The organism is Pseudoalteromonas phenolica, from assembly GCF_005886345.1.
GTDB lineage: Bacteria > Pseudomonadota > Gammaproteobacteria > Enterobacterales > Alteromonadaceae > Pseudoalteromonas > Pseudoalteromonas phenolica_A.
This window is the reverse complement of record NZ_PNEC01000044.1, coordinates 1-20,345: the sequence shown is the minus strand read 5'-3', so window position 1 is coordinate 20,345 and position 20,345 is coordinate 1. Positions and strand designations below refer to the sequence as shown.

Annotated in this window: 20 protein-coding genes and 5 tRNA genes; 6 read left to right on the top strand and 19 right to left on the bottom strand. The window is 41.7% G+C overall.

The features are described 5' to 3' along the window. Positions 1-191 precede the first annotated feature (191 nt). The 10 genes from CWB72_RS15210 to rplU all read right to left on the bottom strand — a co-directional run bounded on the left by CWB72_RS15210 (position 192) and on the right by rplU (position 3,920). A tRNA-Arg gene (locus CWB72_RS15210) sits at positions 192-268 on the bottom strand. Between the two features lie 37 nt (positions 269-305). Next, positions 306-382 (bottom strand) — tRNA-Arg (locus CWB72_RS15205). A 62-nt stretch (positions 383-444) separates the two neighbouring features. Further along, positions 445-521: transfer RNA gene (locus CWB72_RS15200), tRNA-Arg, on the bottom strand. 62 nt (positions 522-583) lie between these two features. Continuing rightward, positions 584-660 (bottom strand) — tRNA-Arg (locus tag CWB72_RS15195). Between the two features lie 21 nt (positions 661-681). Further along, positions 682-774: transfer RNA gene (locus CWB72_RS15190), tRNA-Ser, on the bottom strand. Between the two features lie 243 nt (positions 775-1,017). Beyond that, on the bottom strand, positions 1,018-1,392 hold the full coding sequence (locus CWB72_RS15185; RefSeq protein WP_138633076.1) for a DUF3718 domain-containing protein: 375 nt from the start codon (positions 1,390-1,392) through the stop codon (positions 1,018-1,020). Between the two features lie 79 nt (positions 1,393-1,471). Further along, positions 1,472-1,963 (bottom strand): type 3 dihydrofolate reductase, encoded by a 492-nt coding sequence (folA, locus tag CWB72_RS15180; RefSeq protein ID WP_171037327.1) that lies wholly within the window; start codon positions 1,961-1,963, stop codon positions 1,472-1,474. A 58-nt stretch (positions 1,964-2,021) separates the two neighbouring features. Then, positions 2,022-3,179: an Obg family GTPase CgtA gene (gene cgtA, locus CWB72_RS15175; protein WP_138633073.1), complete on the bottom strand. Its 1,158-nt coding sequence runs from the start codon at positions 3,177-3,179 to the stop codon at positions 2,022-2,024. 152 nt (positions 3,180-3,331) lie between these two features. Continuing rightward, complete coding sequence (gene rpmA, locus CWB72_RS15170; RefSeq protein WP_058030934.1) at positions 3,332-3,589, bottom strand: 50S ribosomal protein L27; 258 nt, start codon at positions 3,587-3,589, stop codon at positions 3,332-3,334. Between the two features lie 19 nt (positions 3,590-3,608). Continuing rightward, on the bottom strand, positions 3,609-3,920 hold the full coding sequence (rplU, locus tag CWB72_RS15165; RefSeq protein ID WP_058030935.1) for a 50S ribosomal protein L21: 312 nt from the start codon (positions 3,918-3,920) through the stop codon (positions 3,609-3,611). 389 nt (positions 3,921-4,309) lie between these two features. On the opposite strand from rplU, the gene ispB reads away from it, so the two are divergent. Continuing rightward, positions 4,310-5,281 carry an octaprenyl diphosphate synthase gene (gene ispB, locus CWB72_RS15160; protein WP_138633070.1) on the top strand — a complete coding sequence of 324 codons (972 nt, stop codon included), beginning with the start codon at positions 4,310-4,312 and terminating at the stop codon, positions 5,279-5,281. A gap of 64 nt (positions 5,282-5,345) precedes the next feature. On the opposite strand, the gene lptG is transcribed toward ispB, so the two are convergent. Further along, positions 5,346-6,413, bottom strand: coding sequence for an LPS export ABC transporter permease LptG (gene lptG, locus CWB72_RS15155; RefSeq protein ID WP_138633067.1), 1,068 nt, complete (start codon positions 6,411-6,413; stop codon positions 5,346-5,348). Further along, positions 6,410-7,522: an LPS export ABC transporter permease LptF gene (gene lptF, locus CWB72_RS15150; RefSeq protein ID WP_138633063.1), complete on the bottom strand. Its 1,113-nt coding sequence runs from the start codon at positions 7,520-7,522 to the stop codon at positions 6,410-6,412. Before lptF ends, lptG begins: the two co-directional genes overlap by 4 nt. Positions 7,523-7,717: 195 nt before the next feature. Between lptF and pepA the strand changes: the two genes are divergently transcribed. The 5 genes from pepA (at position 7,718) to CWB72_RS15125 (ending at position 13,646) form a co-directional block, all read left to right on the top strand. Beyond that, positions 7,718-9,226: a leucyl aminopeptidase gene (gene pepA / locus CWB72_RS15145; protein WP_138633060.1), complete on the top strand. Its 1,509-nt coding sequence runs from the start codon at positions 7,718-7,720 to the stop codon at positions 9,224-9,226. Positions 9,227-9,336: 110 nt separating this feature from the next. Further along, positions 9,337-9,783 carry a DNA polymerase III subunit chi gene (locus tag CWB72_RS15140; RefSeq protein ID WP_130257318.1) on the top strand — a complete coding sequence of 149 codons (447 nt, stop codon included), beginning with the start codon at positions 9,337-9,339 and terminating at the stop codon, positions 9,781-9,783. A gap of 22 nt (positions 9,784-9,805) precedes the next feature. Beyond that, a complete protein-coding gene (locus tag CWB72_RS15135; protein ID WP_138633057.1) occupies positions 9,806-12,661 on the top strand; it encodes a valine--tRNA ligase in 2,856 nt (951 codons plus the stop codon). Positions 12,662-12,780: 119 nt separating this feature from the next. After that, on the top strand, positions 12,781-13,224 hold the full coding sequence (locus CWB72_RS15130) for a hypothetical protein (protein ID WP_138567354.1): 444 nt from the start codon (positions 12,781-12,783) through the stop codon (positions 13,222-13,224). 98 nt (positions 13,225-13,322) lie between these two features. Then, positions 13,323-13,646 (top strand): hypothetical protein, encoded by a 324-nt coding sequence (locus tag CWB72_RS15125; protein WP_138567353.1) that lies wholly within the window; start codon positions 13,323-13,325, stop codon positions 13,644-13,646. On the opposite strand, the gene CWB72_RS15120 is transcribed toward CWB72_RS15125, so the two are convergent. From CWB72_RS15120 to ftsY, 7 genes are all read right to left on the bottom strand, one after another. After that, positions 13,606-14,844 (bottom strand): HD-GYP domain-containing protein, encoded by a 1,239-nt coding sequence (locus tag CWB72_RS15120; RefSeq protein ID WP_138633054.1) that lies wholly within the window; start codon positions 14,842-14,844, stop codon positions 13,606-13,608. The two genes, CWB72_RS15125 and CWB72_RS15120, sit on opposite strands and share 41 nt — an antisense overlap. A gap of 168 nt (positions 14,845-15,012) precedes the next feature. Beyond that, complete coding sequence (rraB, locus tag CWB72_RS15115) at positions 15,013-15,348, bottom strand: ribonuclease E inhibitor RraB (RefSeq protein ID WP_130254004.1); 336 nt, start codon at positions 15,346-15,348, stop codon at positions 15,013-15,015. Next, positions 15,326-16,060 carry a 1-acylglycerol-3-phosphate O-acyltransferase gene (locus CWB72_RS15110; RefSeq protein WP_171037326.1) on the bottom strand — a complete coding sequence of 245 codons (735 nt, stop codon included), beginning with the start codon at positions 16,058-16,060 and terminating at the stop codon, positions 15,326-15,328. The genes rraB and CWB72_RS15110 overlap by 23 nt, the downstream gene beginning before the upstream one ends. A gap of 168 nt (positions 16,061-16,228) precedes the next feature. Then, positions 16,229-17,092 carry an RNA polymerase sigma factor RpoH gene (gene rpoH, locus CWB72_RS15105; protein WP_130254005.1) on the bottom strand — a complete coding sequence of 288 codons (864 nt, stop codon included), beginning with the start codon at positions 17,090-17,092 and terminating at the stop codon, positions 16,229-16,231. 280 nt (positions 17,093-17,372) lie between these two features. After that, positions 17,373-18,359, bottom strand: coding sequence for a permease-like cell division protein FtsX (ftsX, locus tag CWB72_RS15100; RefSeq protein ID WP_130254006.1), 987 nt, complete (start codon positions 18,357-18,359; stop codon positions 17,373-17,375). Beyond that, positions 18,356-19,033 carry a cell division ATP-binding protein FtsE gene (ftsE, locus tag CWB72_RS15095; protein ID WP_138633051.1) on the bottom strand — a complete coding sequence of 226 codons (678 nt, stop codon included), beginning with the start codon at positions 19,031-19,033 and terminating at the stop codon, positions 18,356-18,358. The genes ftsX and ftsE overlap by 4 nt, the downstream gene beginning before the upstream one ends. Before the next feature lie 69 nt (positions 19,034-19,102). After that, the coding region (ftsY, locus tag CWB72_RS15090) for a signal recognition particle-docking protein FtsY (RefSeq protein ID WP_138633048.1) at positions 19,103-20,345 on the bottom strand (1,243 nt) is incomplete at its 5' end.

The following is a 20,345-nucleotide window of genomic DNA, read 5'->3' as shown; positions in this document are numbered from 1 at the left end:
CTAAATTTTAGGCATAAAAAACCGACGTTCAATGGTTATTTCTCACATCAAAGTTTGATGTGGCGGACGCGGGACTTGCTTTGTGGAGAGTGAACCTTCGACAGCTGGCTAGCTATAACAGAGTAGGATCTAAATTTCAGGCATAAAAAAACCGACTTTCGTCGGTTATTTCTCTCATCAATTTTTTGATGTGGCGGACGCGGGAGGATTCGAACCTCCGACCGCCTGGTTCGTAGCCAGGTACTCTATCCAGCTGAGCTACGCGTCCGTATATCAAATTCTCTATTTTAACCATCTGAGGAAGATGGCGGACGCGGGAGGATTCGAACCTCCGACCGCCTGGTTCGTAGCCAGGTACTCTATCCAGCTGAGCTACGCGTCCGTATTTGATTTAACTTTACATCCCAACCTAGGATACCCATATATTTAACCACTTTGAGAAAGTGGCGGACGCGGGAGGATTCGAACCTCCGACCGCCTGGTTCGTAGCCAGGTACTCTATCCAGCTGAGCTACGCGTCCGTATTTGATTTAAATTTACATCCCAACCTAGGATACCCATATATTTAACCACCTTGAGGAAGTGGCGGACGCGGGAGGATTCGAACCTCCGACCGCCTGGTTCGTAGCCAGGTACTCTATCCAGCTGAGCTACGCGTCCGTCTTACAAGACAATAATTAATGGCGGAGAAGGAGGGATTCGAACCCTCGATAGGGCTACAAACCCTATACTCCCTTAGCAGGGGAGCGCCTTCAGCCACTCGGCCACCTCTCCGTCTTGTGGATGCGTATAATAAAGGCTTACGAAAATAAGTCAAACACTTTTATAGTAAATTATTGTCAAATGCTCATAGAATATGCAGCTTTCCTCAACCCACTTAATTTATGTTTATCTTTTAAACTAACTGATTGAAAAGCGCACCGAATTATTCGACTTCTGTGTTTTAGTCCATATAAAAAACAAAAAAGCCAGAAGAAGTATCTTCTGGCTTTTTGAGTTTTCCGAACTTAGTGCTTTTTATAAACCAGCACGCGCCTTAATTGCGCCAATTAAAGCTGAGCCGCCGTGACCGTTACCTTCAGCCCAAGCAATGTCAGCGCCATCCGCTAACTTACTTTTTGGTAAGTTCTTAACAATATACCCGCCGGCATCTACCGCATTACTTGCAATCGCGTGACGTAATAGGTTGTTACCATTACACATAACGCCATCGAAAATATTCCTTATTTTTAGACGAGAGCTTTTAAGCTTTTTACGCAAACCACCTTTATCGTTTGCAGCGACATATTCACACAATGATAAAGCTAATTGTTCATTCGCTTGTGCTGAAAAGCTAAAAGAAAAAGACGCAACAACCAGCGAAGCTGATACTAGTGCGGTAGATAATTTCATTTCGTCGACCCTTTAATACTTTGTTCGTAACAGAATACGCCTATAATTGTAGCAATCAATATAATCTACCGCAACAAACTCATAACTTTTTCTGTAAAGTTACAAAGGTATAGCCATACTTATTTCTTTCATCTGATTGATGAACCTCAGACTCTATTTCTACCCATGTGTAATCTTTTTCATAGTCAGGGAATTGAGTATCACCAGGAACTGTCAATTCTATAAAGGTTAAATACAAGCGTTCTGCCAGTGGTAGAAATTGGCTGTAAATATTGCCACCACCTATAACCATTATTTCTTCGATACCTTCTAGTAATGCCAAAGCCGCTTCAGGGCTTGAAACAACCTCGATTCCATCTGCCTTATAAGTTGCATTTCTGGTTATCACAATATTACGACGCCCAGGTAATGGGCGCCCTATTGATTCAAATGTTTTTCGCCCCATGACTACTGGCTTGTCCATGGTGACACGTTTAAAATGTTGCAGATCAGCTGGTAGATGCCATGGCATCTGATTGTCATCGCCAATAATTCGATCATTCGCCATTGCTGCAATCATAGAAATAATCATTATCGCCCCCTAAGCATTTAGTATTAAAAAAGGGCTATAAAAGCCCTTTTCTTAAAAGTTATCTCTCGTAGATAACTTCTACATCATAATCATCTTCGTCCCAGTCGTCATCCCAGTCATCGTCCTGCGCATTTTTCTTTGCTTCACGATGGTAAGTATCCCACTTGAACTCAACTTCTTCTTCCGCTTGCTCTTCTTCAAACTTATCTTTAGGCATACTCTCAAGTAACGCCATGATGTCATAGCACAGCAGTTGAGTATTCTTTTTGTTTGCAGCTGAAATACAATATACAACTTCGGCATCTAACTCTTCTGCGATGCGTTCACAAGTTTCTTCTACTTCATCTTCAGGAAGTAGGTCAATCTTATTAAGCACTAACCAACGAGGTTTATCCGCTAATTTTGGACTGTACTGATGTAATTCGTTGATGATAGAGAAAGCATTATCAACCGGATCTGTACCATCTATTGGCATAACGTCAACAATGTGTAATAACACACGACAACGCTCTAGGTGCTTTAAGAAACGAATGCCAAGTCCTGCACCATCTGAAGCACCTTCAATAAGACCTGGAATATCAGCAATCACAAATGATTTACTCGCTTCAGGGCGAACAACACCAAGGTTTGGTACTAGGGTTGTAAACGGATAATCCGCAACTTTAGGCTTTGCAGCAGAAACGCTTCTGATAAACGTTGACTTGCCAGCGTTTGGAAGGCCAAGTAGTCCAACATCAGCAAGTAACATGAGCTCTAACTTGAGGTTACGAACTTCACCTGGCGTACCTAATGTTTTTTGTCTTGGCGCTCGGTTTACACTCGATTTAAAACGCGTGTTACCTAAACCATGGAAACCGCCTTTAGCAACAAGCAGCTTTTGACCGTGTTGTGTTAAATCACCTAAACACTCTTCAGTATCTTCGTCGGTTACACGTGTACCTACAGGTACTTTTAGGAAAAGATCAGCACCTTTTTTGCCTGTACAGTTACGCGATTGGCCATTTGTGCCTCGTTCTGCACGATGGAATCGCTCAAACTGATAGTCTATCAATGTATTCCAGTTTTCATCAGCAACGAGATAAACGCTACCGCCATCACCACCATCACCGCCATCAGGGCCACCATCAGGAACATATTTTTCACGGCGAAATGACACTATGCCACTGCCGCCGTCGCCAGCTTCAGCTCTAATTACAACTTCATCGACAAACTTCATGGTTTCTCTCTGTTTTGGGAGGTCTGATAGCAAATTATAACTCAAGCAATTGCTTCCTGCTCGCCAGAGTTGTGTTGCTAGATAAAGACCTAAAATAAGTTACATACAAAAAAAAACCCCGCCGTAGCGGGGTTTTTCTGAATCTTTACCGATTACTCAGCAACGATGCTAACGTATTTACGGTTTAAAGGACCTTTAGTTTCGAAAACTACTTTACCATCTGCTTTTGCAAAGATAGTGTGGTCTTTACCGATACCTGCGTTAGAACCAGCGTGGAACTTAGTACCACGTTGACGAACAATGATGCTACCCGCTAAAACTGATTCGCCGCCGAAACGTTTAACACCTAGGCGTTTACTTTCTGAATCGCGACCGTTACGAGTACTACCAGCTGCCTTCTTATGTGCCATCTTTCTGTACCTCTAAAAATTAAGCGCTAATGCCAGTGATTTTAACTTCAGTGAACCACTGACGGTGGCCCATCTGCTTACGAGAATGCTTACGACGTCTAAACTTAACAATCTTAACTTTCTCACCGCGACCGTGTGAAACAACTTCAGCTGTCACTTTACCACCGTTTACAAACGGTGCACCGATCTCGATTTTCTCACCATCAGCAACTAAAAGTACTGAATCGAACTCAACTGCTGCACCAGTCTCAACGTCTAGTTTTTCTAGACGAATTGTTTGACCTTCAGTCACACGGTGCTGTTTACCACCACTTTGGAAAACCGCGTACATATTTAACTCCGTTGTGCGCCCTCAAATCGACGCAACTTAATATTCTTCAATAGGGCGCGAAGTTTACGCTAATGTGAAACTTCACGCAACCCTATTTTTGTAGATTTTGCATAAAAATTAGCTACGACGAGGGCGAATTACTATTTCGTGACAGTCTATCGAAAAATCCCTACAAACCAAAGCTATTTTTCGTTGATTTCTCAGCTTTCAAATAACCTGAATTTAGCTCTCTGGAGTAATAACAAAACGCCCTCATTACAGCTCAACAAATAGGCAAACCATTAATTTAATAGTTTTTTTGATCTCATTCACGACTAATTATCGAGCTTACGTAATTTTTGTAGTACAATTCGCGCGTTTTATCATTACCAAACTTGGCTCGGAGCAAGATGGATATCAAAGCTATCCAGACGTTAATTGCAGATGACATGCAAGACGTCAATCAACTTATTCATGCACAAATGCAATCAGATGTCGCACTAGTAAATCAGCTAGGCTTATACATCGTGAATAGTGGCGGAAAGCGCATTAGACCAATGCTTACCCTACTTGCTGCCCGTGCGCTTGGTTGTAATGACAACAAGCATATAACCCTAGCAACAATCGTCGAATTTATTCATACTGCGACCCTACTCCATGATGATGTAGTAGATGAGTCAGCGCTTAGAAGAGGCGAACCTACAGCAAATGCAGAGTTTGGAAATGCGGCAAGTGTTTTAGTCGGTGACTTTATTTACACGCGCTCATTTCAACTTATGGTCGGCTTACAAAACATGCAAGTTATGCAAATCTTAGCAGATGCAACCAATGTCATCGCTGAAGGTGAAGTGCTGCAATTAATGAACTGTAATGACCCTGATACCACTGAGCAGAGTTATATGCAGGTTATTTACAGTAAGACTGCAAAACTGTTTGAAGCTGCCACTCAACTACCGGCTGTTGTACTTGAGCAAAGCATTGAAGTGCAAGACGCCTTAAAACTATATGGTATGCACTTAGGCACAGCCTTCCAACTTGTCGATGATGTTTTAGATTACAGCGCGAACGCTGAGCAAATGGGTAAAAACCTAGGTGATGACTTAGCTGAAGGCAAACCTACATTACCGCTTATTTATGCAATGCAAAAAGGCTCTGAGCAACAAGTTACGCAAATTCGAGAAGCCATTGAAACGGGTAATGGCATGCAGTTTTTAGATGACATTCTGGCAACCTTATCTGACACAAAAGCACTTGATTTTGCGATGGAAAAAGCGCGTGATGAAGCACAAAAAGCAATCAACTATTTAAATATTTTACCTGAGTCTGATTACAAACAAGCACTCATAGCTTTAGCTAACTTATCAGTTTCTAGAGATCATTAATCAAAGCCTTCTAAAGAAAAAAGCCAGCAAATGCTGGCTTTTTTACGCTTGTAAATTCAACGCTCTACTGTTGACGCTTCAATAAAACGGTTGCCACCAATACAAACAGTACGGCCGGCATCGCAGCGCCGATAAATGCAGGGACGTTATAAACCATAACAATAGGCCCAAAAATCTCATTACTTAAATGAAATGCTAAGCCTGTTACAACTCCCATAATAATGCGTGCCCCCATACTAACAGAACGCAGAGGACCAAAAATAAATGACAGTGCAACCAGTAACATCACAGCGATTGTTAGAGGCTGCATCACTTTTCGCCACAACGCCAAATCATAAGTACTAGTATCTTGATCATTTTGAGCTAAGTAAGCTAAGTATGACATCAAGCCTTTAAAAGACAATGATTCAGGATCTACAGAAACCACATCTAGCTTCTCAGCTGTGAGCTGGGAAGCATAGAGCATTGACTCACTATATTGAGTGGTAATTTGCTCATCTGCTACCGTCATTTCTTCTACGCCTTGAAACTGCCACCCTTGAGAAACACTTTTTGCGGTCTCCACACGCGTGACTTTTTTTAATGCCAATGAATCATCAAAATGATAAATACTGACATCTTTCAGGTCGCCTGTTTGCTCTACATTTCCGATATTGATAAAGTTATTACCATCTTTAGCCCATACTCCTTGTTGCGCGTTAAAGACTTCTCCACCATATATGGCATGATTTCGGATCTGCTTCGCCATCTTTTCTGACTGTGGCACCCCCCACTCACCTAACGCCATCATACAGAGCGCCAGAATGATTGCCGTTTTCATGACAGAACCAATTATTTGTAGCCTTGACCAACCAGCAGCTTGCATAACAACCAGCTCACTACTCGATGCCAACGCACCTAACCCCATCAAACCACCTATCAGCGCAGCCATAGGGAAAAACACCACAATGTCTGAAGGCATGCTATATAAAGTGTAAAGTAAAGCAGCAGCAATATCATAAGTGCCACGGCCTACTGACTTTAATTGCTCAATAAACTTAATCAGCGTATTGATACCAACAAAAACCAGCAATGCAAAACTGGTTGTTTGTAAGATACTACGGCCTAAATACCAATCTAACGTTTTCATCATGCTGTTTGTGCTCGCTTAGCAAATAATGAACGCAACCAGACGCCAAATGGACGGCCTTTTGCTATTAAGTAAACACCGATGAACAGTGCACTAATATGTATCCACCACAGCCCTACCGCAGTAGGTACTTTTCCTTCTGCCACTAAAAACTTACCCGCATTGAGAAGAATAAAATAACCTAGATATAAGCCAATGGCAGGTACCAACTTAGCAAACTTCCCTTGCCTTGGGTTTACCACACTCAAAGGAACAGCCATCAAAGTAAGTAAAATAATCGAAATAGGTGTAGAAAGACGAAGCTGAAATTGTGCAATGGCTTCCGGCGTGCCCAGTTCAAGTAACTGCATTGATGGAATAGCTTCTAACTTGCGACGCTGGTGCTCTATCTCTTGCTCTTGGATCTGTACTTGGTAAGTACTAAACTCTGTTTTACTCAAAGCTTGGCTTTGGCCGTCGGTTTCGAAACGAAAGCCGCTATCCAATTGTAATTGTTGCTCACCACTTTCTTGTTCAATTACACGCCCGGTTTGTGCATATACTAAGCGCGCTGCTTGTGAAGACTCTTTATCGGGTAGCTGTGCTACAAACACTTTATTTAATTCTCTACCCTGCTGGTTGATATCATGGATAAATACCACGGCTTTTTCGTTACCTGTTTGCTGAAAACGCCCAGCCCTTAAACTCGACAACCCCGCATCTGCTTCAGCTTGTTCTTTTAGCTGATATTCTTTTTCATTCGCCCAAGGTGCCACATACATACTTAGCAATCCCGCTAATGAAGCAAAAACCACACTCGATACCAGCGTTACACGCACTACATACCACTCACTCACGCCACACGCTTTAAGCACGGTCATTTCACTGTCGGCATAAATACGGCTGTAAGCCAAAATAATCCCCAAAAATAAACTTAAAGGGAGTATATAAACCGCCAATTGAGGAAGTTTAAGCGCCAAATAAGAAAGAATTAAATTGCTTGGTGTGCCACCATCACTTGCATCACTTAGTATTCTGACAAACTTTTGTGAGACAAAAATAGTCATTAAAGTGAGAAAGACAGCAATTTGCGACTTCAAGACTTCAGCTGTTAGGTAGCGAAAAATTAGCAAAATATGCCCCTATAAAACATCGTGTTTCACTGGAATAGTAGGAAAAATTGAGTAAACTGATTATTTTAGTCAGTTTATTATATGTCATCAAAACCAAATATCATACTAAGCATATTAGATAATCATGCATTTATGATATGGATAAGCGAAGACAGATAAAGTTCAAAAAGACATAATTTAGACTCAGGAGTCACAATGGAATTCAGCGTAAAAAGTGGTAGCCCCGAAAAACAACGCAGTGCCTGTATTGTAGTTGGCGTATATGAGCCGCGTCGTTTGTCTCCAATCGGTGAGCAGCTGGATAAGATCAGTGAAGGTTACATTTCAAATTTACTACGTCGTGGTGATTTAGAAGGTAAGCCTGGTCAAGTATTACTACTTCATCACGTTCCAAATATCTTAAGTGAGCGAGTACTACTTGTTGGTTGCGGTAAAGAACGTGAACTAGATGATAAACAATATAAACAAATCATCTCTAAAACGATCAACACATTAAATGAAACAGGTTCGATGGAAGCGGTGTGCTTCTTAACTGAGCAACATGTTAAAGGTCGTGATACTTACTGGAAAGTACGTCAAGCAGTAGAAACAACACAAGACTGCTTATATACATTTAATCAGTTAAAAAGTAAAAAAACAGATCCACGTCGCCCACTACGTAAAATCGTATTCAACGTACCTACACGTCGCGAGTTAACCATTGGCGAAAGCGCCATTGAGCATGGTCTTGCCGTTGCTGCAGGTGCAAAACTGTGTAAAGACGTTGCTAATATGCCACCAAACATCTGTAATCCTCGTTACTTAGGTGAGCAAGCCCAAGAATTAGAATCTTTTGACAACATTTCTGTGAACCTAGTCGGTGAAAAAGAAATGGAAGAATTAGGTATGCACTCATACCTTGCGGTTGGCCGTGGCAGTGATAACGAATCAGTCATGTCAGTTATCCACTACAATGGTGCACCTGAAGAACAAGCACCAGTTGTTTTTGTTGGTAAAGGTCTGACGTTCGATTCAGGTGGTATTTCAATCAAACCTGGCGAAGCCATGGACGAAATGAAATATGACATGGGTGGTGCTGCAGGCGTACTAGGTTTAATGCGCACAGTTGCAGAGCTTCAATTACCAATAAATGTCATTGGTGTATTAGCTGGCTGTGAAAACATGCCAAGCTCAAACGCCTATCGCCCAGGCGACATCCTCACTACTATGTCAGGTCAAACGGTTGAAGTTTTAAACACAGATGCAGAAGGTCGCCTAGTATTATGTGACGCACTTACTTATGTTGAAGCATTCGAACCTGAAATCGTGGTGGATGTAGCAACTCTGACAGGTGCCTGTATCGTTGCACTGGGTGCACATGCAACTGGTTTACTGTCAAATCACAACCCACTTGCCCATGACTTATTAAAAGCATCTGAGCAAAGTGGCGACCGTGCATGGCAACTACCACTATGGGATGACTATCACGAGCAACTTGAAAGTCCATTCGCTGACTTCACAAACTTGGGTGGTCGTGCAGCGGGCACTATCACAGCAGCATGCTTCTTATCTAAGTTCACCAAAAAGTACAATTGGGCACACTTAGACATTGCAGGTACAGCTTGGAAGAGCGGTAAAAACAAAGGTGCGACAGGTCGACCTGTACCTATGTTGACACAATACCTATTAAATCGTGTTGGACCAACTGAAACCCAAGCAGATTAACCGCTGTGAGTGATTGATGGTCAGTTCGTTCTGTGTCAAAATGCGGGTTTATTTTGAACGCTTATTTTAACCCTTTAAAACCGTTAAAATATGTAATTTGAAGCGAATTTATGACCATCAACGCACGATTTTATGTGTTAAAACAAAATAATGAGCCGGAAGTATCTATCCCGGCTCATTTTGATCTTGCCGCTCGCGCTGCTGCTAAGCAGTTTAGAGCTGGCCATCGTGTGTTTATCTACGTCGATTCGATTGATGACGCCCATCTAATTGATGAGCAATTATGGTGTTTCGAACCCGATAGTTTTGTGCCCCACAACCTGCAAGGCGAAGGCCCCAAAGGCGGCGCCCCTGTCGAGATTGGCCAAACACCCCCTGTTGGTAGACGCAATGTGCTAATTAATTTAGCCACCACTCTACCCGACTTTATAAGACGTTTCAGTCAGGTATATGATTTTGTACCGACGGAGCAAAACGCCAAGCAAGCCGCTCGTCAGCGCTTTGTGCACTTACGTCAGCTCGGCGCCAACATTTCAACTCAAGAAATTGAAAATTAAGCACTAATTAAGGTTCTGTGAAATGGATAAAACCTATAATCCACAAGATATAGAACAGTCTTTATATAAAGGCTGGGAAGACAATGGTTACTTTAAACCATCAGGTAAAGGCGAAGCATACTCAATTATGATACCGCCACCGAATGTCACAGGTAGCCTACATATGGGGCACGCTTTCCAGGACACTATCATGGATACGCTGACTCGTTATAAGCGCATGCAAGGTAACAACACGCTTTGGCAAGTAGGTACTGACCACGCAGGTATCGCAACACAAATGCTTGTTGAGCGTAAGTTAGCTGCTGAAGAAGGTAAAACACGTCACGACCTCGGCCGCGAAGCATTTATCGATAAAATTTGGGAGTGGAAAAACCACTCTGGTGGCACTATCACTAAACAATTACGTCGTTTAGGCGCTTCTGTAGATTGGGACCGTGAGCGTTTCACTATGGACGAAGGCCTTTCTGAAGCGGTTAAAGAAGTATTCGTACGCCTTCACAAAGAAGACTTAATCTACCGTGGTAAGCGCCTAGTTAACTGGGATCCTAAACTACACACTGCGATTTCTGATCTTGAAGTTGAAAACAAAGACAAACAAGGTCACATGTGGAATCTACGTTACCCACTTGCTGACGGCGTAAAAACCAAAGACGGTAAAGACTACATCATTGTTGCGACCACACGTCCTGAAACCATGCTTGGTGACACAGGTGTGGCAGTAAACCCAGATGATGAGCGCTACCAAGATCTGATCGGTAAAGAAATTTTACTGCCTATCGTAAACCGTCGTATTCCAATTGTTGCCGATGAACATGCAGACATGGAAAAAGGCACAGGTTGTGTGAAAATCACGCCTGCCCACGATTTTAACGATAACGAAGTAGGTAAACGTCACCAACTACCAATGATTAACATCTTCAACAAAGATGCTGCGGTATTAAGCGAAGGCGAAAGCTACACATTCGACGGTAAAGAGCTTGAATTAGATGCGCCAATTCCTGAGCGCCTACATGGCCTTGACCGCTTTGATGCACGTAAAGCGATTGTGAGCGAATTTGAAGAACTTGGCCTGTTAGAAAAAATTGAAGATCACAGCCTAACTGTACCTTACGGTGACCGTTCTGGCGTAGTGATTGAACCGCTTCTTACTGATCAGTGGTACGTGCGCGTAGCACCTCTAGCTGAGCCTGCGAAAGAAGCCGTTAAAAATGGCGACATTAAGTTCGTACCTCAGCAATACGAGAACATGTACTTCTCGTGGATGAACGACGTTCAGGACTGGTGTATTTCACGTCAGCTTTGGTGGGGTCACCGAATCCCTGCTTGGTACGACAACGAAGGTAACGTATACGTTGGTCGTGACGAAGCTGAAGTACGCCGCGATAACAACCTTGCAGATGATGTTGCACTTAAGCAAGATGAAGACGTGTTAGATACCTGGTTCTCGTCTGCGCTTTGGACTTTCTCAACGCAAGGCTGGCCTGCAAACACTGACGATTTAAAAACTTTCCACCCGTCAGACGTATTGGTAACAGGTTTCGACATCATCTTCTTCTGGGTTGCGCGTATGATCATGATGACCATGCACTTTATCAAAGATGAAGACGGCAAGCCGCAAGTACCATTTAAAACCGTTTACGTAACAGGCCTTATACGTGATGAAAACGGCGATAAGATGTCTAAGTCGAAAGGTAACGTACTTGATCCTATCGACATGATTGACGGTATCGACCTTGAAAGCCTAGTTGAAAAGCGCACTGGTAACATGATGCAGCCACAGCTAGCGAAAAAGATTGAGAAGAATACCCGTATAACATTCGAAAACGGGATTGAAGCACACGGTACAGACGCACTGCGTTTCACCCTTGCTGCAATGGCTTCAACAGGTCGTGATATCAACTGGGATATGAACCGCCTTGAAGGTTACCGTAACTTCTGTAACAAACTATGGAACGCAAGCCGTTACGTATTAATGAATACAGAAGAGCAAGACTGTGGCTTCGCTACAGATGCTGAAAAACAATACTCACTCGCTGATCGCTGGATCTTAGGCCAATTTGAAGCAACTGTTAAAACCTATACTGAACATCTAGAAAACTACCGTTTTGACCTAGCTGCAAACACCATTTATGAGTTCACTTGGAACCAATTCTGTGACTGGTACCTAGAACTTACTAAACCAGTATTGTTTAAAGGTAACGAAGCACAGCAACGTGGTACTCGTCATACCTTGATCACAGTATTAGAAAGCCTACTTCGCTTAATGCACCCGTTAATGCCATACATCACAGAAACGATTTGGCAACGTGTTGCACCGCTTGCAGGTATCGAAACCGCAGGCACTAGCATCATGGTTCAAGGTTTCCCTGCATACAATGAAGCAAATGTTGATAGCCAAGCGATGGACGACCTAGAATGGGTTAAGCAGTTCATTCTTGCTATTCGTAACATTCGTGGTGAAATGGATATCAGCCCAAGCAAACCATTATCGGTATTGCTCGCTAATGCGTCTGACGAAGACAAGCGCCGCTTAACGGATAACAAAGCATTCTTAGCGTCACTTGCTAAGCTTGAAGCGTTTACGCTTCTTGATAACAAAGACGATGCACCAGCGTGTGCAACATCTTATGTTGGTAACCTTGAGATCATGATCCCAATGGCTGGCCTAATCGATGTTGAAGCTGAATTAGCTCGTATCGCGAAGCAGCTTGAGAAAGCAGAGAAAGGCTTAGCACAGGTTCAAAACAAGTTAGCTAACGAGAAATTCGTTAACAACGCGCCAGAAGCGGTACTTGCTAAAGAGAAAGATAAGCTAGCCGAATACTCTGATGCTAAAGCCAAATTACTTGAGCAAAAAGCGAAGATTGAGAGTTTGTAATACCACTTCTAATCATTGCTAACACCACAGAAAACGCGAGCCTAGGCTCGCGTTTTTGTTTCTAAAAAATCAACAAACTGATACACTCATCGACAATAAAAATAACAAATGGATTTACCATGCTTAAACAACTATTACTCGTATCAACAATATCTATCGTCAGCCTTTCAAGTCATGCAAATGATAATTCATCTTGGTCTTTTGGTGCTGGCCACTTTGAACATGGTGGGGTTCTTGGCGCAAAATACACATATGATATAAATGAGAAGCATAGCGCATTTGCCTCAATAGGTATTATTGGCTATGCATTTGGCTATGAGTATCAATTAAACAATCATGTCGATTTAGGACTTACCTTTGGACAACAAGCTGCCTATGCAAGTGACGGATTCTTAGTCGCAAAAGCAAATTATTACTTCAGTAATCAAGGTAAAAAAGGCTTTTATGTGGGCGCGAGTTTTGGCGTAAAAGAAGAAGATGGTGAATGTTTTATTTTCTGCGAACAAGCTGACACTGAAAAGGTGAAATCTATTGGTGGCATTCATATTGGCTACCGTTTCTAGAATTAAATAATATTAATTCTCATTTAGATTGACAATCTTTCGGCTCCTTTTTAAACTAAGCCTTATCTTTTAAAGGAACATAAAATGGAGCCTTCATCATGTTCGTCATGCTTATTCTAGTCTCTTTGATGTTTGCAGGCTTAAGTGTTTATTGCTTTTGTAAAGCCAATTACTGCGCCTGTAATAAAGCAGGACAATGTGATAATCCTATCAACCTTTTCTGGTTAGGCACGATTTTAGCGGCGCTCGTTTCTTTGGCCTTTAGCTGTTTTGCACTTCACACTGAACAGGGCACTATTCTATGGCTGATTATGATGACAAGCTGTCAACTCGGCGCGGTATTATCTGCAAAATGGCAAGCTCTAACTCGTTCTGAAACACCTAAACTAAAAGATGAGACCTTAACAGGCGGGATAAATTGAGTTCGTAATCACTGGGTCTAATACTAGCAACAACTTTTATTTCATCTTCAACTGCATGTAAATCCAGATCTTTGCCTGTGATATGATGCCTGTGCTTAGTGTTATAGAATACTTTCACTTTAGGTTTCATAGGCGATTTTTTATTCCCTTCAAGCACAAGTGCCAACCTATCATTGGTTAAACGCACAATGGTGCCAACAGGATGTACCCCTAAGCACTTAATAAACTTTTGAACTAACTGTGCATCGAATTGATGCTTATTTGCCAGTAAATAGCGTAAAACGTGAATGGGCTCTTCCCCGTTTTGATGAGGTCGCTCTGATGTCATTGCATCATAAACATCTACAATGGCCATCATTCTGGCAGGTTTACTGATTTTTGAACCCGATAGACCTCTTGGATAACCAGAGCCGTCCACCCTTTCATGATGATTTAAAATCATATCCATCACAAGCGGACTTATTCCTGACTCCCCTTTCACCAACCCTAATGATTGCACTACATGTTTCTTTAGTGCTTTAAATTCTAATTCATTGAGGTTTTCGGTTTTATTAATGATCCCTTGGGGTAATTTTGTATGGCCTACATCATGTAACATAGCGCCGAGTGCTAACTGCTGAATTTGCTCATTTTTAATGCCTAGGTATTTAGCAAACACACTCATTAAAATGGTGCAATTGATCATGTGACGCCAGTTATAACCATCTTTGTCTTTTAAGCGACTCAAAATAGCCATCGCATTACTGTTACGTAAAACTGAGTCTACTATTTCATTGCTAACCTGATTAAGCAGAGAAACATCGAGCTTTGCACCTATGGTTAGATCATTGTATAAATTTTTTAATTGCTGAGAATGTTGATCAAATTGTTGACTTGCCTTAGCAAATTCCTGCTCTAAAGATTTTTCTGCAACCGCAGGTATAACTGTTTTCTTTATTCCTGAGTGAGCTTCTTCTTTAGGTGTCTCGCTTTCTTTTTGTTTTGCTGCTGGCCGATACTTTTCCGGAACTTCAATATCACTTTGAGAAAAATCTATTTTTAGCTCCATCACGCCTTTAGAAAGCAACTGGGCAATAATCCCCTGATCTCGTACCATACCGCGAGATTTTATTTTTATTTTGGCATCGCTGCGCTGTTTGCATACACTATCTACAAACATCCCAGGTTGCAATTCAGATATTGGCAAAGAAACCAGCATAAGCACATAAATTTAACAAATTAGATACAAGAGTGGTTTGTATCATTTTTCAGCGCAACCCGTCTATCTTTTAGACGAAATTTAATACATTCTCCCTAGTAAAATCTTACAATATATGCATTAAAAAAGGAGCTTTCGCTCCTTTTCATAACTTCTTGTGAGTTCAACCTACTCTTGGAAGTAAGTGCCCCAACCGTCATATTCAACTCTGCACTCAATAGCAAGCGCAGCTAACTTATCAACGTCTTCCATAATAACGTCAACGTCTAACTCTGCTTCAACAACAACATCAAAGCCCCATATTTTACTGCCATCTTCAAGCTCAAGCTCTGCTGGGTCTTCTACGTCATAGCCAAGTTTAAATGCAGCTAAAGCCGCTTCTTCTAATTGCTTAAAATCTTCACTTACAAAGTGATGTTCAACTTCGTATAGTTTTTCAGTTGAAGAGCCATCTTCAATTAAAGATTCTACGATGTCTTCACTAATTTCGCGCCAGTTTTCCATTATCTTCTTTTACCTTGTCATCAAGTTGTGCAATACGTTCAGCCATCAGAGCATGTGTTGCACTAGCATGGTCTCTGGCACTGATTTCTTTATCAAGGGTGATCGGTGCCAATACATCAATATAGATTGTACCATTGTCCCAACGATTTAGCTTAATACAATCATGGGTTGAATTCATACAAACCGGTACCACAGGCACATCTGCATTCATCGCGGTATGAAATGCACCGGTTTTAAAAGGTAATAAGCCTCGGCCATAGCTTCGGGTGCCCTCTGGGAACATCCAAACAGATAAACCATTATCTTTTATCTTTGCGACTGACTTACCTAAGGTACCCATTGCTTTAGAACGATTACCTCGGTCAATTAGAATGTTACCCGATAGCCAATAAAGCTGACCAAAAAATGGGATCCACTTTAAGCTGTGTTTACCCATACTCACGGTATTTTCAGGAACTGCTGCAGGTAGAGTAAATAGGTCATAGTTGTTCTGGTGGTTTGCGACATAAATGGCTGGGCCAACTTTTTGAGCACTGGGATCGACATTAATTTCTAACTTAACCCCTACCACTGTCGACATTTTGCCAAACCAGCTAGCAATAATATGCACATTGTTTCTATGAAACGGCCTAATGATTGAGAGCAATAAACCAAAAACACAACTCAACACAATAAATAGCGCCATAGCTATTACACGTAAAACAGCTAACAAAACCCATACTCCTATTTAAATCAGCATAACATTATAATCAATTAGCGAACACTTGTAAGCTCAAATGTAGCTTTCTAGCATTTCTAATTTAACTGACAACTCTATGCTTTATAACAGGCATAAAAAATGCCGCTAAAGATAGCGGCATTTTATGAAATTTATTCTATTTTAGTGCATTGCTGATTGCAGCTTCTTCATCGCTGACTTTTCAAGCTGTCTGACTCGCTCAGCTGACACATTATATTTAGCAGCTAAGTCTTGTAAGGTAGCCTTTTCATCAGCTAACCAACGAGAGCTAATAATATCTTGAGAGCGCTCATCTAAGGTTTTTAATGCTGCAAATAAGCGATTTTGAGATTGCTCTTGCCATTGCTCTTCTTCAACCACATCAGCCAAATCACCACTGTTATCTGTTAAGTATTGTACTGGAGAGAAGTTACTTGCTGGAGCATCATCATTATCATCAGATGTTAAGTCGAAGCCCATATCTTGACCACTCATACGCGACTCCATCTCACGTACTTCTTTTTCACTTACACCTAACTCGTTAGCAACAGTCGCCACTTCGTCTTGGTTAAACCAACCTAGACGCTTTTTATTCTTACGTAGATTGAAGAATAATTTACGTTGCGCTTTAGTTGTCGCAACTTTTACGATACGCCAGTTTTTCAATACATATTCATGGATCTCAGCTTTTATCCAGTGAACAGCAAATGAAACTAGGCGAACACCCACTTCAGGGTTAAAGCGTTTTACCGCTTTCATTAAACCAATGTTTCCTTCTTGGATTAAATCGGCTTGCGGCAGGCCATAACCCGCATAGCTTTTTGCGATGTGCGCTACAAAGCGAAGGTGAGAAACAATAAGTTGCTTAGCAGCTTCTAAATCACCATCTTGATGTAAGCGAGTCGCTAGTGCTTTCTCTTGCTCAGCATCAAGCATAGGAATTTGGCCTACAGTTTGTAAGTAGCCATCTAAACTTGCGCTTTGTTGTCCTGTTGTCAGGGCCATTGCGTAAATATCGTTACTCATTTTTCACCTCAGTGATAAACATTTTAGCTGATTTTAGCACTCTAACCCAAAGAGTGCTAACGCCTATATAATACTTTTCTGTTCTAAATTGCAAGAAGTTTTATTCAATTTTGTAATTAAAAAAATAAACCAATGATAAATATAGAAAAAGTAATTGTTGAAATAAATTTAAAAGTGTTTCAAGTTGTGAATTTAACGAAATGGTATGACAGATAAATGACACTTAAGCTCATAAAAGTTGCTGAGAGTGCTAATTTTAGCACTCTCTATTTATCTTCAATTAGACTCTGTCTGGCTCTATATCTTTAATGTATTTTCTAACCGAAATATAAGAACCACTAAAGCCAAGCCCAATTGCCAATGAGAGTAAAATTAACAGCTCGTTGCCATTTAAGCCGATTAATACAAAATTACTTTGATACACACCTGCAACCATAGCCACTGCTGACTCTAGCCACCAAAGCATCATGACTACACTCATGAATGCGACAAATCCACCTATTACGCCATACCATATACCAGTCCAGATAAATGGCGTATGAATAAAGGCATTTGTTGCACCAACCAGCTTTAAAACTTGAATCTCTTCTTTCTTGTCCATGATAGATAAGCGAATTGTATTACCTATAATAAGTATCACTGCACTGAGTAATAACAGTCCCACTGTAAATACACTTTCTTTTAAAAGGCTTAATAGTGCGTTCAAACGCTCTAACCAAGCAATATCTAACTTACCGAATTCGACCTCTCTCTCAGCTTCAAGTTTAGTCAGGAGTTGCTGAGCAGCTTGAGGTTTTCTGTAACGCACGGTCGGCGTCACTAACACCACATTCGGCAATGGGTTTTCATCTAAGTAGTCTAGCGCCTGCCCAAAGCCTGAAACCTGTTTAAATTCTTTGAGCGCTTGGGACTTTGAAATATAGCTGACGCTTTCAATCTCTGGATAAAGTGCTAAACGTTTTACCAATGTCTGCGTTTGCGCATCATTGAGCTCTTCCTTTACGAATAATGATATCTCAGCGGCATCACTAAACCCGCTGCTCACTTGTTGTACGTTTTTCACGACCACATATAAAGTCGCTGGTAAGGTTAAGCTCAACCCTAGTACCAAAATAGTCATTAAAGAGGCGATTGGCGTTCGCCACATCTCACCTAAACTATTTATGCCTTGGCGAATAAAGTTCAGTAGCGAAAAGTACAGTGCGCTAATGCCATTACGGTTATTGCTGCCACCTTGGGAGTTACGACTTTTAAAAAGTAAACTCATAGCACCTCCTGCGCTAATGGATCTGTGATTAAGCGACCATGATCCAAAGTGAGGCTTCGATACTTCATTCTAGCGATTAACCCCAAGTCATGGGTGGCGATTAACACAGCGGTGCCATGCCGATTAAAATCTTCGAACAGCTTGAGAATTTCCATTGATAATTCTGGGTCTAAGTTACCCGTTGGCTCATCAGCAAGTAATAAAGGTGGAGAATTTACGATAGCACGCGCAATCCCGACACGTTGCTGCTCACCACCTGATAATGTACTGGGCTGACATTTTACTTTATTTAAAAGTCCCACTTTATCTAACGCAGCATGAACACGTTTGGTGATATTTTTGTGGTGCATCCCTTCAATCACTAATGGCAGCGCCACATTATCAAACACGTTATACCTATCTAGCAGCCGATGGTTTTGGAAAATAATCCCAATATCACGGCGTACGTAGGGAATTTGTCGATTTTTCACAACGTTCAAGTTAACGCCATTAATGTATACATGACCCGCTGACGGCCTTTCCATGACGCTAATAAGCTTTAACAGCGTACTTTTACCAGCTCCACTGTGGCCAGTTAAAAACGCTAACTCACCATCAGCTAATTCAAAACTGACTTTTTCTAACGCTCTATGACCACCAGAGTAAGTTTTACTTACATTTTCAAATCGGATCATGTCAGGCCTTCACTATCTTTTATTATTTTGAGACCAAAAAGGGAGTAAACACTCCCTTTTATTCCTTTGTTAATCGTCTTGGCTAAATAACGCCTCGATAAAATCATCACTCTTGAAAGTTCTCAAGTCATCAATGCCTTCACCTACGCCAATATAACGAATAGGGATCTGGAACTTATCGGCAACAGCAAAGATAACACCACCTTTCGCGGTACCATCTAGTTTAGTTAAGGTGATACCTGTTAAACCGACCGCTTTATTAAATAAGTTAACTTGGCTGATGGCATTTTGACCAGTACCTGCATCGATGGTCAGCATGACTTCATGTGGCGCATCAGGGTCCAGCTTTTTCATAACACGCGCAATTTTTTCAAGTTCTTGCATTAAGTTATCTTTATTCTGAAGACGACCCGCAGTATCTGCAATTAACACATCAACAGAACGTGCTTTTGCTGCTTGGAAAGCATCAAACACCACTGATGCACTATCAGCGCCTGTATGCTGGGCAACAACTGGAATATCGTTACGTTCACCCCAAACTTGTAGCTGCTCAACAGCTGCTGCACGGAAAGTGTCACCTGCTGCTAACATCACTGACTTGCCTTCTTGTTGGAACTGCTTGGCAAGCTTACCAATTGTCGTTGTTTTACCAACACCGTTTACGCCCACCATTAAAATCACAAATGGTTTTTTATCCGCATTAATTTCTAATGGCTTTTCTGCAACTTTCAGCATTTCTGACATTTCTTGCTTCATTAAGTCGTAAAGTGCTTCACCATCTTTGAGCTGCTTCCTGTCAGCGGCATCTGTCAGGTTGTCGATTAGCTTCATGGTGGTATCGACACCTAAATCAGCGGTAAGCAGTTGCGTTTCTAGATCTTCAAAAAGCTCATCATCAATTTTCTTACCTTTAAAGATAGCCGCAAAACCAGAACCAATATTTGCTTTTGTCTTTAAAAGACCTTTTTTAAGACGAGAGAAGAAACCTTCTTTTTTAGGCTTTTCCGCTTTGGCTTTTTCTTCTGCTAATTTCTCGGCTTCTAATCGAGCCTGCTCAGCCGCTTCTGCCTCACGCGCTAAACGCTCTGCTTCTTCACGTTCTGCTTGCTCTTTAGCAATGCGTTCTTGCTCTAGTCTTTCAGCTTCTAAACGTGCTTGCTCAGCCGCTTCTGCTTCACGCGCTAAACGCTCTGCTTCTTCACGTTCGGCTTGTTCTTTAGCAATGCGTTCTTGCTCTAGTCTTTCAGCTTCTAATCGAGCCTGCTCAGCCGCTTCAGCCTCACGCGCTAAACGCTCTGCTTCTTCACGTTCA